The sequence below is a fragment of the Mycoplasma amphoriforme A39 genome, assembly GCA_000723365.1.
In the GTDB taxonomy this organism is placed as follows: Bacteria; Bacillota_I; Bacilli_A; order Mycoplasmatales; family Mycoplasmoidaceae; genus Mycoplasmoides; species Mycoplasmoides amphoriforme.
Genome location: HG937516.1, coordinates 755416 through 771056 on the forward strand (window position 1 = coordinate 755416; position 15641 = coordinate 771056).

Here is a 15641-nt window from a genome sequence, read left to right on the forward strand (position 1 = left end):
CAAGTTACTTTGAAAAAAACAGGAAATTATTTGATCCATCTACAGATTTCGAAATTACAACTAAGGCCTATTACATTGTCATACTAAAAGTACTATCGTAACTAAATTTAAAAAACTACTCGATAAATGAAAATAGTTAAATACTTTTTAATTATTTTTTTAAAGATTAAAATTTATGCTAAATTTTATTTCTGATTTTATATATTTTCATTTTTGAAAAATAAAAAAACTACTTTTTAGTTAATCTTCATAATTACTTTCATAAAAATGAATGGTTTATCATGCATTTAAATCACTTTAAATCACTGTTAATTTTTTACCAACATTATCAACTTTTGTTTTAATTTGTAAAAATCATTAAATTTATATGTAATCGATTAAAAATCAATTTTTGAAATTCAACATGATTATTTTGATTTTTGATCATAAGGTTTTACTAGATAACAATGTACCTTTAATTTAGGAATTAAAGAAGTATATGAAACTAATAAAATTTGAATAAGCGATATATATCAAAAAGTAGGAAGTTAGTTGAAAAAACAAGGCTTTTTAAATACTCTTTAGATACGCTTTGATTCATCAGTTTCCTGATCAATTAAATATTGATAATCCCTACTAAATTCTATTGTTTGTAGGTATTTTTTAACAAATTCAATCATGTTAGCATTTACTCTAAACTGAACGTAACCAATTTTATTCTTTTTAAGATGAGTAAAATCTTGGTAAATTTGTTTGATTAATAGTTCTAACTTATGTTGATTTCAAGAAGCATTAATATAGACTACAACAATATTTTTCATTAATTTGTAAAGTTTTTCTACTGGTGGGGGTGGCGGTGGTAAGTCAGTAGATAAATGGTACGAATCAATCCGGGCGTTAATTGCAACATTACCATCATCAACTTTTTGGTCCAGTTTATCAACCTTTTGATTGGTTTTATCAATTTCTTTTTTTAACTCAGTTTTAGTGTTGTCAATTTTCTTGTCTAGTTTATCAACTTTTTGGTTTGTTTTTTCAATTTCTTTTTTTAACTCAACTTTATTGTTATCAATTTCCTTTTTTAACTCGATTTTAGTGTTTTCAATTTTTTGATTGGTCTTATTAATTTCTTTTTTTAACTCGGTCCTGATGATCTGAACGTTTTGAGTTGTTTTCTTGGCATTTTCGGTAAGTTCTTTTAGTTGCTCAAGAACCAATTTGTGAAATTCAGATTCATTATCTTTTTTAGCCATACTAATTACCTTTTTTTGATACTTGTAATAATAAGTTTTAATAGTAAACTGTCTTGCTTTAAATGGTTGAAAACAAGCGTAATCTATTATAAGTTATTTTGCTTTTTTGAATTACCATTTTTTTAAATTAATTTTAAATTTAGTATTAAAACTGATAACGATGCATTACTACTAGTTATCCAATCTAAATCTTATGGAAATCGTTAGCAAGTATGTAGTTTACCATATCAATTTAGATCAATAAAAAAAGATTTTTTAAACTTTTAAGCAGTCACAATCCTTTAATAAGGATGATGAGACATCAAAGAATTTAGCATAAATGTATTATCGTAAATAATTGCATAAGTTATTTGAAGATAAGATATCAAATTAGTAAAACGATTGGAACTTTACATACTTAATTAGTAAGAAATAAAAAACTAACAGTTGCTAGATATGGATAAAAATACAGAATGATGAATTTATGAATCTTTAAAATAAATAAAATTAAACTTCTAATTTACAATGGAAAAAAATTCTGATTCTTTGATTTTATAATTATGTAAGGTCAATACGCATCTTGCAGTTTTGATATTTAGAATGTTTTTATAATTTTCAAATTCATAGTTGTAAAAGAGATTACAAAAGTAATCTATTCACAGTTAGATTTTATTAGATATCAAATTATTAAAATTTTTAGCCATAATAAAATTTGGAGTAATCAGTGTCTCGATTTGTTGTTTGGTTTTGTCGTTTCAATCTAATCACTAATGATAAATCAATAACAATCAATCCATTTTTATTTGACCCTTACTAGTTCCAGGTTACTGTGGTTATTATAATCGAGTTTGAATTGGTATTTGTCTTCTATATTTTTAATATTTCGCTTTCTTAAAAATGATTTTGAAAATTATATCTTTGAGTAAATTAGTTTTATTAAGTTTATTTTGCAAGCTAAATTAATTTAAAAAAGCTAAATATTTATAATTTGCATCATATTGCCAATAGAAAATTTAAAGAATCTTTTATATGATTGTTAGTTTGTTGAATTCTGCAATTTTTAATTTTGTTATTTTTTTAACTTCTATTTAAAAGACAGAATATTTTTTTGTAACCCTAAAATCTTGACTGTATAAAGGATTTAATTTGTCGATTTTTCTATCAAAAAGCACGATTTTTTAAACAAACCACTTGACAAAAAAAAAAAAAAAAAAAAACAAAATATTACCATCATTTAAAACAAAACATGAATTTTTTTTTAAACCTGATTTGTTTACGAAGAATCATGTTGTGTTATAAGAGGTATCTAAATGAAAAAATTTAAAAAGAAGTTTTTATTAACCGGATTGGCATTAGCGGTTCCGTTAGTAGGAGCCATTGCATCAGCGTGCTCTGAGGTTAGTCAAGATCAACAACCCCAACAACCAGGTAAACAAGATCAACAACCCCAACAACCAGGTAAACAAGATCAACAACCCCAACAACCAGGTAAACAAGATCAACAACCCCAACAACCAGGTAAACAAGATCAACAACCCCAACAACCAGGTAAACAAGATCAACAACCCCAACAACCAGGTAAACAAGATCAACAACCCCAACAACCAGGTAAACAAACGAACAGTTCCAGTTCGAATATTGGTTCACTTGAAAATTTACCAATGTTCATTAAACTTGCAAAATAACCGGTTAAATTATTTTAAAAAACAAAACCTGATGCAAACTCGGGTTTTGTTTTTTTTAAATTTTAAACACCTCTAATTTATCTTTTTATCGCAAGAATCAAATCATCAAAATTCAAAAATCAATCATATTTTTGGTTTTTAATATGAGTTTTTGCATAAAATAAGTTTTTAGGTGTCCAAAAAAATAAATTTAATCATTTTTACTTATTGCCTTAATTTACTTCGTTCTTAAAAGTAAACAAAGATTAATCACAATTCAAATGCTTATATTGTTACTTTTCGTATGATTATTTCACTATCTAAAACTAAGCTGAAGAAATACGAATATTTTTCGTTTTCATGAAAGACTCAAAATCAGATTTCAAGAACTACCGTGTCAAATTATATTTGCTAAACTTTTTGATCTTTACCATTCATTTTTTCATTTTTTTATTAATAAAAGACATGAATCTTCAATCAAGACACTTGACAAAAAAAATGAAAATTTATCTGATTGATTATGTACTAAAATATATTTTTGAAACTTTTTGTGTTTGTGAACGTTTATGATGCAGATTAATCTATACGAAAAAATCAAATTAAGAGAATTTAACTAACTTGACCATTAGTAGTTTTATTTCTTGGCGTGATAGCGTTAGCGTTTTCTAAAGTCACAAAATAAAAAGATTTTGCAGAAGGTCCTGATTAACAAGATTAAAGAATTATTTGGTGAATTTAAAACTGATGATCTAGTCACTACAGTTGTTAATAATTCTGAAAAAAACAAGCAAAATTACTACCTGGGTATTAGCAAGTGTGATACAGTTAATAGTTATATAGTAAAACGATGACAAACAAACTTTGATAAATCCTTTGCTGAACCATCCATTATTTCAACGTGGTACTTCAGAAATTCGTGATAGGACAGTTATGTTTCAAGTTACTTTGAAAAATACTGTAAATTCTTTATTCCACCTACTGATTTCGAAGTTGCAACCAAGACCTCTTGCATTCTCATACTAAAAATATTAACGTAATTAGATTTAAAAAACAACTCGATAAATGAAAATAGTTAAATACTTTTTAATTACTTTTAAAGTTCAAAATCTATAAAACCTTTATTTCTAATTTTATATATTTTCATTTTTTAAAAATAAAAAAACTACTTTTTAGTTAATATTCATAATTAATTTAATAAAAATGAATGATTTATCATGCATTTAAACCGCTTTAAAGCACTGTTAATTTTTTATCAACATTACCAACTTTTATTTTATTTTTTAAAAATCATTAAATTTATATTTAATGGATTAAAAATCAATTTTTGAAATTTCACATGATTATTTTGGGTCTTGACCATCAGATTTTTATTAGATAATAATATACCTTTAATTTAAAACTTAAAGAAGGATATTGAAACTAATAAAATTTAAATAAGCAATAGATATCAAAAAACAATAATTTTGTTTGAAAAATAAGATTTTTAAATACTGTTTAGATACGCTTTGATTCATCAGTTTCCAAATCTATCAAACATTGATAATCTTTACTAAATTCTATTGTCTCTAAGTATTTTTCAACAAATTCAATCATATTAGCTTCTACTCTAAACTGAATGTAACCAACTTTCTTCTTTTTAAGATGACCAAAATCTTGGTAAATTTGCTTAATTAATACTTCTAACTTATGTTGATTTCAAGAAGTATCAATATGAACTACAACAATATTTTTCATTAATTTGTAAAGTTTTTGTACTGGCGGCGGTGGCGGTGGCAGGTCAATAGTCAAATGGTACGAATCAATCCGGTCGTGAAGTGCAGCATTACCATCATCAACTTTTTGGTCTAACTTATCAACCTTTTGGTTGGTTTTATCAATTTCTTTTTTTAGTTCAATTTTAGTTCTGTCAATTTTTTGGTTTGTTTTTTCAATTTCCTTTTTTAGCTCTGTTTTATTGTTATCAATCTTCTTGTCTAGTTTATCAACTTTTTGATTGGTTTTATCAATTTCTTTTTTTAATTCAATTTTATTGTTGTCGATTTCTTTTTTTAACTCGATTTTAGTGTTGTCAATTTTTTGATTGGTTTTATCAATTTCTTTTTTTAAATCGGTTTTGATGCTCTGAACGTTTTGAGTTGTTTGCTTAGCATTCTCGGTAAGTTCTTTTAGTTGTTTAAGAACCAATTTTTGAAATTCAGAGTCATTATCTTTTTTAGCCATCCTAATTACCTCTTTTTGATACTTGTAATAAAAGTTTTAGCATTAAGTTTTTTTGCTTTAAAATTGTTGAAAACAATGGTAATCTATTATAAATTATTTTGCTTTTTTTGAATTTGCAATTTTGCAAAATAATTCTAAATTTGACATTAAAACTGATAACAATGCATTACTACTACTTGTCCAATCTAAATCATTATGGAAATCACTAGCAAATATGTAGTTTTTACTATATCAATAATTAGATCAATAAATCAAGACTCTTTTAAACTTTTTAACCTGTTACACTTCTTTAATCAGGATGATGAAACTTCAAAGAATTTAGTTTAACTATATTATCGTAAATAATTGCATAAATTGTTTGAAGATAAGATACCAAATTAGCAAAACGATTGGCACTTTGGACACTCAATTGGTAAGAAATAAAAGAAACTAACAGTTGCTAAATATGAGTTAAAAGACAGAATGATAGATTGGTAAAATCAATAAAATTATTAAGATTTCAATTTTACAATGCAAAAAAAATCAGATTTTTTAATTTTTATAATTATGTAAGGTTAATACGTATCTTGTAGTTTTGATGTTTAAAATGTTTTATAATTTTCAAATGAATCGTTGTAAAACAGATTACAAAAATAATCTATTCACAGTTAGATTTTATTAGATATCAAATTATTGAAATTTTTACCAATAATAAAATTTGGAGTAATCATCCTCTCGAGTTGTTGTTTGATTTTATCGTTGCAATTTAATGACTAATGATAAATCGCTTATATAATCTAATTTATTTCATTTATGACCTTAATGTAATCGAGACTAGTGTGGTTATTATGATCGAGTTTAACTTAGTGGTTGTCTTCAATATTTTTAATTTGCATCATATTGCCAAAGGAAAATTTAAAAAATCTTTTATATAATTATTAGTTTGTTGAATTCTGCAATTTTTAATTTTTATTATTTTTTTAACTTGTATTTAAAAGTACAATAATTTCTTGAAATCCTTAAATTTTGGACTATAAAGGATTTAATTTGTAGATTTTTCTATCAAAAAGCACGATTTTCTAAACAAACCACTTGACAAAAAAAAAAAAAAACAAAATATTTTCATCATTTAAAAACAAAGCATGAAATTTTTCTAAACCTTATGTTTATTTACGAAGAACCATGTTATGTTATAAGAGGTATCTAAATGAAAAAGTTTAAAAAGAAGTTTTTATTAACCGGATTGGCATTAGCGGTTCCGTTGGTAGGAGCAATTGCATCAGCGTGCTCTGAGGTTAGTCAAGATGGTCCAACTCCTCCTACTGGCGGAAACAATGGCGGAACCACAGGAAGTGGCTCTGGTGGAACCACAAGCTTGAGAAGAAACAGCGAAAACATACTTGAAAATTTACCAATGTTCTTCTTGGATCTTGAAAAATAAACAGTTACATTACTTTAATTAAAAAAAGCAAAACTCTAAGACAAAAAGGGTTTTGCTTTTTAAATTTAAAATACCTAAAATTTATCTTTATTACCGCAACCATATATCAAATAATTAAAACCTTGAAATCAATGAAATTTTTTGGTTTTAAATATCAATTCTGTATAAAACAACTTTAATTATAAATAAAGACCTATTTATATTGTTTTTCTTTTGTTAATTTTATAAAAGTAAATAATTTCGTTAAAACCAAAGTTCAAGATATTTATTGAAACCAGATATTGTACATGTGATTATGCCGCAGTTTAAAATTAATTTTACAAAGTCTAAGTATTTTTAGTTTATATCATCCAATCATGAGCATATTTCATGCGTGTAGAAAATAATCATTTGTTAAATTTTGCCATTTTTAGTACCCTATTTAATTTTTATTTTTTTATTCCAATGAATGAATCAGATTATAGGATTGATCTAAATGAGTAAATAAAATAATAAAATTTAACTAACTGAATTGACGTTAGTAATTTCATTAGTCGGTATGATTCGGTTATCATGTTCTGAAGTTACAAAAGAAGATACTCTACAACGGTCGAGAAAAAAAAGATTATTTTGCGAATAAAAAAGCAGAATGTTTAGCCACTGCACTTGCTAATAATTTTAAAAAGAACAAGGAAAATCACTAATGGGTATTAGCAACTGTGATAGACTACTGTGCAGATTAAAGACGAGCAGAAGTTAACTTCCATAAATTCTTTCCAAAACCTTAGGATTTCAACATGGCATTTCAGACACAGGTGATAGGAAACCATTATGTTTAAAATTACTTTGAAAAATACAACAAATTCTTTGATCTATCTACTGATTTTGAAATTATAACTAAGAGTTCTTACATTATGACACTAAAAATATTAGCGTAACTAGATTTAAAAAAACTACTTTTTAGTTAATCTTCATAATTACTTTAATAAAAATGAATGATTTATCATGCATTTAAACCACTTTAAATCACTGTTAATTTTTTATCAACATTATCAACTGTTGTTTTATTTTGTAAAATCATTAAATTTATCTTTAATCGACTAAAAATCAATTTTTAAAATCTCACATGATTTTTGACCATCAGATTTTTATTAGATAATAATGTACCTTATAATTTAAAAATTAAAAAGTATATTGAAACTAATAAAATTTGAATAGCAATAGATATCAAAAACAGTAATTTTGTTTGAAAAACAAGATTTTTAAATACTGTTTAGATACGCTTTGATTCATCAGTTTCATGATCAATCAAATATTGGTAATCCTTACTAAATTTAATTGTTTCTAAGTATTTTTCAACAAATTTAATCATATTAGCTTCTACTCGAAACTGAATGTAACCAACTTTTTTCTTTTTAAGATGACTAAAATCCTGGTAAATTTGTTTGATTAATAGTTCTAACTTATGTTGATTTCAAGAAGTATCAATATGGACTAGAACAATATTTTTCATTAATTTATAAAGTTTCTGTACTGGCGGCGGCGGCATGTCAGTAGGTAAATGGTACGAATCAATCCGGGCGTTAATTGCTGCATTACCATGATCAACTTTTTGGTTCAGTTTATCAACCTTTTCGTTGGTTTTATCAATTTCCTTTTTTAACTCAATTTTAGTGTTATCAATCTTCTTGTCTAGTTTATCAACCTTTTCGTTGGTTTTATCAATTTCCTTTTTTAACTCAACTTTATTGTTATCAATTTCCTTTTTTAATTCTATCTTAGTGTTGTCGATTTTTTGATTGGTTTTATTAATTTCTTTTTTTAATTCGGTTTTGATGTTCTGAACGCTTTGAGTTGTTTTCTTAGAATTTTCGGCAAGTTCTTTTAGTTGTTCAAGAACCAATTTTTGAAATTCAGAGTCATTATCTTTTTTAGCCATACTAATTACCTCTTTTGATCCATCTAATAAAAAAGTTTTAATATTAAGTTTTCTTGTTTTAAATGGTCGAAAACAAGGGAATCTATTATAAATTATTTTGCTTTTTTAAATTTCTAATTTTTTAAATTAATTTTAAATTTAGCATTAAAACTGATAACGATGCATTACTACTACTTGTCCAATTTAAATCATTGTGGAAATCGTTAGTAAATATGTAGTTTTACTATATCAATTTAGATCAATAAAAAAAGATTTTTTAAACTTTTTAAGCAGTTAGAATTCTTTAATCAGGATGATGAAACTTCAAAGAATTTAACGTATATATCATAGTAAATAATTGCATAAGTTATTTGAAATCAAAATATCAAATTAGCAAAACGATTGGCACTTTACATACTTAATTAGTAAGAAATAAAAGAAACTAACAGTTGCTAAATATGGATAAAAAGGCAGAATGATGAATCTTTAAAATAAATAAAATTAAACTTCTAATTTAAAATGGAAAAAATTCTGATTCTTTGATCTTTTTAATAACCGTGAAAGTTATTATACATATTGTAGTTTTGGAATTTAAGATTTTTACATTTTTGTAGTTTATAGCTTATTACAAAAAAAATGAATAATTTTTATTATTAACTAAATTTATATTACAAATTTTTAGAGTTATTACTATTAAACTTAGTTTTATTTTGATGTTTTAAATTTCATTAATCAATTTCATTTTGATTTCCAAATTCACAGTAGCAAAACAGATTGTAAAAGCAACCTTTCTATAATTATATCCATAATAATTAGATTTTATCACATATCAAATTATTGAATTTTTAGTCATAATAAAATTTGGAGTAATCAGTGTCTTGATTTGTTGTTTGGTTTTATGGTTTCAATCTAATGACTAATGATAAATTAATAACAATCAATCCATTTTTATTTGACCCTTACTATGTCCCAGATTACTGTGGTTATTATAATCAAGTTTAAATTGGTGTTTGCTTTGAACATTTTTAATATTTCGCTTTCTTAAAAACGATTTTGAAAATTCAATCTTTTAGTAAATTAATTTTACTAAGTTTATTTTGCAAGCTAAATTAATTTAAAAAAGCCTAAATATTTATAATTTGCATCATATTGCCACAATAAAATTTCAAGAATTTTTCATAAGATTATTAGTTTGTTGAATTCTGCAATTTATAATTTTTGTTATTTTTTTTTAACTTCTATTTAAAAGACAGAATATTTTCTTGTAACCCTAAAATATTGACTGTACAAAGGATTTAATTTGTTGATTTTTCTATAAAAAAACACGATTTTTTAAACAAACCACTTGACAAAAAAAAAAAAAAAACAAAATCTTACCATCATTTAAAAACAAAACATGAAATCTTTCTAAATCTTATTTGTTTACGAAAAATCATGTTGTGTTATAAAGAGGTATCTAAATGAAAAAGTTTAAAAAGAAGTTTTTATTAACCGGATTGGCATTAGCGGTTCCATTGTTAGGAGCTATTGCATCAGCGTGTTCTGAAGTTAGTCAAGATAGTCCAACTCCTCCTACTGGCGGAAATAATGGTGGACAAGGTGGGCAAAACCAAGCAGGTGGATCTGGTAGTCAATCAGGAAATGCCGCAGGTGGATCTGGTAGTCAATCAGGAAATGCCGCAGGTGAATCTGGTAGTCAATCAGGAAATGCCGCAGGTGAATCTGGTAGTCAATCAGGAAATGCCGCAGGTGGATCTGGTAGTCAATCAGGAAATGCCGCAGGTGGATCTGGTAGTCAATCAGGAAATGCCGCAGGTGGATCTGGTAGTCAATCAGGAAATGCCGCAGGTGGATCTGGTAGTCAATCAGGAAATGCCGCAGGTGGATCTGGTAGTCAATCAGGAAATGCCGCAGGTGGATCTGGTAGTCAATCAGGAAATGCCGCAGGTGGATCTGGTAGTCAATCAGGAAATGCCGCAGGTGGATCTGGTAGTCAATCAGGAAATGCCGCAGGTGGATCTGGTAGTCAATCAGGAAATGCCGCAGGTGGATCTGGTAGTCAATCAGGAAATGCCGCAGGTGGATCTGGTAGTCAATCAGGAAATGCCGCAGGTGGATCTGGTAGTCAATCAGGAAATGCCGCAGGTGGATCTGGTAGTCAATCAGGAAATGCCGCAGGTGGATCTGGTAGTCAATCAGGAAATGCCGCAGGTGGATCTGGTAGTCAATCAGGAAATGCCGCAGGTGGATCTGGTAGTCAATCAGGAAATGCCGCAGGTGGAAGCGATATGAAAAAAAATAACATTCAAAACATACTTGAACATTTGCCTGATTTCTTATAATTAGTAAGAAACAGAGTTACATTACTTTAATTAAAAAAAGCAAAACTCTATGACAAAAAGGGTTTTGCTTTTTAAATTTAGAATACCTCAATTTTATCTTTTTTATTATAGCAACACTATATATCAACAATTAAAACCTCAAATCAATCACATTTTTGGTTTTAAATATCAATTTCTGTACAAAATAACTTTACTTATGAACAAAAGACCTATTCATGTTGTTCTTCTTTTGTAAATTTTTATAAAAGTAAATTTCGTTAAACCATAGTTCAAAAGATTTATTTAAACCAGATATTATACATATGATTATGCCGCAGCCTAAAATTAACTTTACAAAGTCTAAGTATTTTTAGTTTATATCATCCAATGGTGAGCATATTTCATGCGTATAGCAAATAATCATTTGTTGAATTTTGCTATTTTTAGAACCCTATTTTAATTTTTTATTTTTTTATTCTGATGAATGAATCAGATTATAGGATTGATCCAAATGAGTAAATAAAATAATATAATTTAACTAACTGAATTGGCGTTAGTAGTTTCATTAGTCGGTATGATTCGGTTATCGTGTTCTGAAGTTATAAAAGAAGATACTCTACAACTGCTGAGAAGAAAAAAGAAAGATTATTTTGCGAATGGAAGCCGAAGGTGTAGCCACTACACTTGCTAATAGTTTTAAAAAGAACAAGGAAAATCAATAATGGATATTAGCAACTGTGATAGACTACTGTACAGATTAAAGACGATCAGAAGTTAACTTCCATAAATTCTTTCCAAAACCTCTAGGATTTCAACATGGCATTTCAGAAACTGGTGATGGGTAAGCCATTATGTTTAAAATTACTTTGAAAAATACAGCAAATTCCTTGATCAATCTACTGATTTCGAAATTATAACTAAGGCCTACTACATTGTGATACTAAAAATATTAGTTTAATTAGATTTCAAAAACTACTTGATAAATGAAAATAGTTAAACACTTTTTAATTACTTTAAAAATTCAAAATCTATAAAACCTTTATTTCTAATTTTATATATTTTCATTTTTGAAAAATAAAAAAACTACTTTTTAGTTAATCTTCATAATTACTTTAATAAAAATGAATGATTTATCATGCATTTAAACCACTTTAAATCACTGTTAATTTTTTATCAACATTATCAACTTTTGTTTTATTTTGTAAAAATCATTAAATTTATATTTAATCGATTAAAAATCAATTTTTGAAATTTCACATGATTATTTTGGGTCTTGATCATAAGGTTTTACTAGATAACAATGTACCTTTAATTTAGAAATTAAAGAAGGATATTGAAGCTAATAAAATTTGAATAGCAATAGATATCAAAAACAGTAATTTTGTTTGAAAACAAGATTTTTAAATACTGTTTAGATACACTTTGATTCATCAGTTTCCTGATCAATCAAATATTGATAATCCCTACTAAATTCTATTGTTTCTAAGTATTTTTCAACAAAATTGATCATATTAGCTTCTACTCTAAACTGAATGTAACCAACTTTTTTCTTTTTAAGATGACTAAAATCCTGGTAAATTTGTTTGATTAATAGTTCTAACTTATGCTGATTTCAAGAAGTATCAATATGGACTACAATAATATTTTTCATTAATTTGTAAAGTTTTTGTACTGGTGGGGGTGGCGGTGGCAGGTCAGTAGGTAAATGGTACGAATCAATCCGGGCGTTAATTGCAGCATAACCATGATCAACTTTTTGGTCTAACTTATCGACCATTTGGTTGGTTTTATCAATTTCTTTTTTTAATTCAATTTTATTGTCATCAATTTCCTTTTTTAACTCGATTTTAGTGTTGTCAATTTTTTGGTTTGTTTTTTCAATTTCCTTTTTTAACTCAATTTTAGTATTGTCAATTTTCTTGTCTAGTTTATCAACCTTTTGGTTTGTTTTATCAATTTCCTTTTTTAACTCGGTTTTGATGCTCTGAACGCTCTGATTCGTATTCTTAGCATTTTCAGTAAGTTCTTTTAGCTGTTCAAGAACTAATTTTTGAAATTCAGTGTCATTATCTTTTTTAGCCATACTAATTACCTCTTTTTGATACTTGTAATAATAAGTTTTAACATTAAACTGTCTTGTTTCTAATCGCTGAAAACAAGGGTAATTTATTATAAATTATTTTACTTTTTCGAATTTGCAATTTTGCAAAATAATTCGAAATTTAGCATTAAAACTGATAGCGATGCATTACTACTACTTGTCCAAATTTAAATCATTATGGAAATCGTTAGCGAGTATGTAGTTTTTATTACATCAATATTGGATGAATAAATAAAGATTTTTTTTAAATTTTTTAAGTGATCACAATTCTCTAATAAAGGATGATGAGACTTCAAATAGTTTAGCGTATATATCATAGTAAATAATTACATAAATTATTTGAAGACAAGATATCAAATTAGCAAAGCGATTTACTCCTTCTATATTTCAATTATTAAAAAATTAAAAACTAACAGTTGCTAAATATGGGTTAAAAAGCAGAATGATGGATCTGTAAAATAAATAAAAATTATTAAACTCTTAAATTTTACAATGAAAGAAATTCTGATGATTTAATCTTTTTAATAACCATAAAAGCTAATATACATCTTGCAGTTTTGGAATTTAAGATTTTTACATTTTTGTAGTTTATAGCTTATTACAAAAAAAATGAATAATTTTTATTATTAACTAAATTTATATTACAAATTTTTAGAGTTATTACTATTAAACTTAGTTTTATTTTGATGTTTTAAATTTCATTAATCAATTTCATTTTGATTTCCAAATTCACAGTAGCAAAACAGATTGTAAAAGCAACCTTTCTATAATTATATCCATAATAATTAGATTTTATCACATATCAAATTATTGAATTTTTAGTCATAATAAAATTTGGAGTAATCATCGTCTCGATTTATTGTTTGACTTTATCGTTTCAATCTAATGACTAATGATAAATTAATAACAATCAATCCATTTTTATTTGAACCTTACTATGTCCCAGATTACTGTGGTTATTATAATCGAGTTTAAATTAGTGTTTGCTTTGAACATTTTTAATATTTCGCTTTCTTAAAAACGATTTTGAAAATTCAATCTTTTAGTAAATTAATTTTACTAAGTTTATTTTGCAAGCTAAATTAATTTAAAAAAACATAAATATTTTTAATTTGCATCATATTGCCACAAGAAAATTTCAAGAATTTTTCATAAGATTATTAGTTTGTTGAATTCTGCAATTTATAATTTTTGTTATTTTTTTTTAACTTCTATTTAAAAGACAGAATATTTTTTTTGTAACCCTAAAATCTTGACTGTATAAAGGATTTAATTTGTCGATTTTTCTATCAAAAAGCACGATTTTTTAAACAAACCACTTGACAAAAAAAAAAAAAAAAAAACAAAATATTTCCATCATTTAAAAACAAAACATGAAATCTTTCTAAATCTTATTTGTTTACGAAAAATCATGTTGTGTTATAAAGAGGTATCTAAATGAAAAAGTTTAAAAAGAAGTTTTTATTAACCGGATTGGCATTAGCGGTTCCGTTGGTAGGAGCTATTGTATCAGCGTGCTCTGAAGTTAGTCAAGATGGTCCAATAACACCACCAGCAGGCGGCGATCAATCTAAACAAAACCCACCAGCAGGCGGCGATCAATCTAAACAAAACCCACCAGCAGGTGGCGATCAATCTAAACAAAACCCACCAGCAGGCGGCGATCAATCTAAACAAAACCCACCAGCAGGCGGCGATCAATCTAAACAAAACCCACCAGCAGGCGGCGATCAATCTAAACAAAACCCACCAGCAGGCGGCGATCAATCTAAACAAAACCCACCAGCAGGTGGCGATCAATCTAAACAAAACCCACCAGCAGGCGGCGATCAATCTAAACAAAACCCACCAGCAGGCGGCGATCAATCTAAACAAAACCCACCAGCAGGCGGCGATCAATCTAAACAAAACCCACCAGCAGGTGGCGATCAATCTAAACAAAACCCACCAGCAGGCGGCGATCAATCTAAACAAAACCCACCAGCAGGCGGCGATCAATCTAAACAAAACCCACCAGCAGGCGGCGATCAATCTAAACAAAACCCACCAGCAGGCGGCGATCAATCTAAACAAAACCCACCAGCAGGCGGCGATCAATCTAAACAAAACCCACCAGCAGGTGGCGATCAATCTAAACAAAACCCACCAGCAGGCGGCGATCAATCTAAACAAAACCCACCAGCAGGCGGCGATCAATCTAAACAAAACCCACCAGCAGGCGGCGATCAATCTAAACAAAACCCACCAGCAGGTGGCGATCAATCTAAACAAAACCCACCAGCAGGCGGCGATCAATCTAAACAAAACCCACCAGCAGGCGGCGATCAATCTAAACAAAACCCACCAGCAGGCGGCGATCAATCTAAACAAAACCCACCAGCAGGCGGCGATCAATCTAAACAAAACCCACCAGCAGGCGGCGATCAATCTAAACAAAACCCACCAGCAGGCGGCGATCAATCTAAACAAAACCCACCAGCAGGCGGCGATCAATCTAAACAAAACCCACCAGCAGGCGGCGATCAATCTAAACAAAACCCACCAGCAGGTGGCGATCAATCTAAACAAAACCCACCAGCAGGCGGCGATCAATCTAAAAGAAATAATAATATTGGTTCACTTGAAAATTTACCAATGTTCATTAAACTTACAAAATAAACGGTTAAATTATTTGAAAAAACAAAACCTGATGCAAAATTCGGGTTTTGTTTTTTTTTAAATTTAAAACACCTCAAATTTGTCTTTTTATAGCAAGAGATCAAATAATCAAAAATTTAAAAATCAATTATATTTTTTGTTTTTTAATA

General features: G+C 27.6%; 9 protein-coding genes. 5 read left to right on the forward strand and 4 right to left on the reverse strand.

The genetic code is table 4. The annotated features are described in order from the left end of the window. Positions 1–560: 560 nt before the first annotated feature. Positions 561–1232 carry a coiled-coil domain-containing protein gene (locus ABDB96_RS02860; protein WP_343251285.1) on the reverse strand — a complete coding sequence of 224 codons (672 nt, stop codon included), beginning with the start codon at positions 1230–1232 and terminating at the stop codon, positions 561–563. Positions 1233–2521: 1289 nt separating this feature from the next. On the opposite strand from ABDB96_RS02860, the gene ABDB96_RS02865 reads away from it, so the two are divergent. Together ABDB96_RS02865 and ABDB96_RS02870 are read left to right on the forward strand one after the other, a co-directional pair. Continuing rightward, entirely contained in the window at positions 2522–2896 is a 375-nt protein-coding gene (locus ABDB96_RS02865; protein WP_343251286.1) for a hypothetical protein, read from the forward strand. 668 nt (positions 2897–3564) lie between these two features. Then, positions 3565–3798, forward strand: a complete 234-nt coding sequence (locus tag ABDB96_RS02870; protein ID WP_343251287.1) for a hypothetical protein — start codon at positions 3565–3567, stop codon at positions 3796–3798. A 571-nt stretch (positions 3799–4369) separates the two neighbouring features. Here ABDB96_RS02870 and ABDB96_RS02875 read toward each other — a convergent pair. Continuing rightward, a complete protein-coding gene (locus ABDB96_RS02875) occupies positions 4370–5095 on the reverse strand; it encodes a coiled-coil domain-containing protein (protein ID WP_343251288.1) in 726 nt (241 codons plus the stop codon). A gap of 1186 nt (positions 5096–6281) precedes the next feature. On the opposite strand from ABDB96_RS02875, the gene ABDB96_RS02880 reads away from it, so the two are divergent. Further along, positions 6282–6515, forward strand: coding sequence for a hypothetical protein (locus ABDB96_RS02880; protein ID WP_343251289.1), 234 nt, complete (start codon positions 6282–6284; stop codon positions 6513–6515). Between the two features lie 1252 nt (positions 6516–7767). On the opposite strand, the gene ABDB96_RS02885 is transcribed toward ABDB96_RS02880, so the two are convergent. Then, positions 7768–8433, reverse strand: coding sequence for a coiled-coil domain-containing protein (locus ABDB96_RS02885; RefSeq protein ID WP_343251290.1), 666 nt, complete (start codon positions 8431–8433; stop codon positions 7768–7770). 1566 nt (positions 8434–9999) lie between these two features. On the opposite strand from ABDB96_RS02885, the gene ABDB96_RS02890 reads away from it, so the two are divergent. Further along, the gene (locus ABDB96_RS02890; protein ID WP_343251291.1) at positions 10000–10758 is read left to right on the forward strand and encodes a hypothetical protein; all 759 of its coding nucleotides are present in this window, start codon (positions 10000–10002) and stop codon (positions 10756–10758) included. A 1386-nt stretch (positions 10759–12144) separates the two neighbouring features. Here the strand turns inward: ABDB96_RS02890 and ABDB96_RS02895 are convergent. Next, positions 12145–12816 carry a hypothetical protein gene (locus tag ABDB96_RS02895; RefSeq protein WP_343251292.1) on the reverse strand — a complete coding sequence of 224 codons (672 nt, stop codon included), beginning with the start codon at positions 12814–12816 and terminating at the stop codon, positions 12145–12147. A 1642-nt stretch (positions 12817–14458) separates the two neighbouring features. On the opposite strand from ABDB96_RS02895, the gene ABDB96_RS02900 reads away from it, so the two are divergent. Further along, positions 14459–15553: a hypothetical protein gene (locus tag ABDB96_RS02900; RefSeq protein WP_343251293.1), complete on the forward strand. Its 1095-nt coding sequence runs from the start codon at positions 14459–14461 to the stop codon at positions 15551–15553. Positions 15554–15641: the final 88 nt, after the last annotated feature.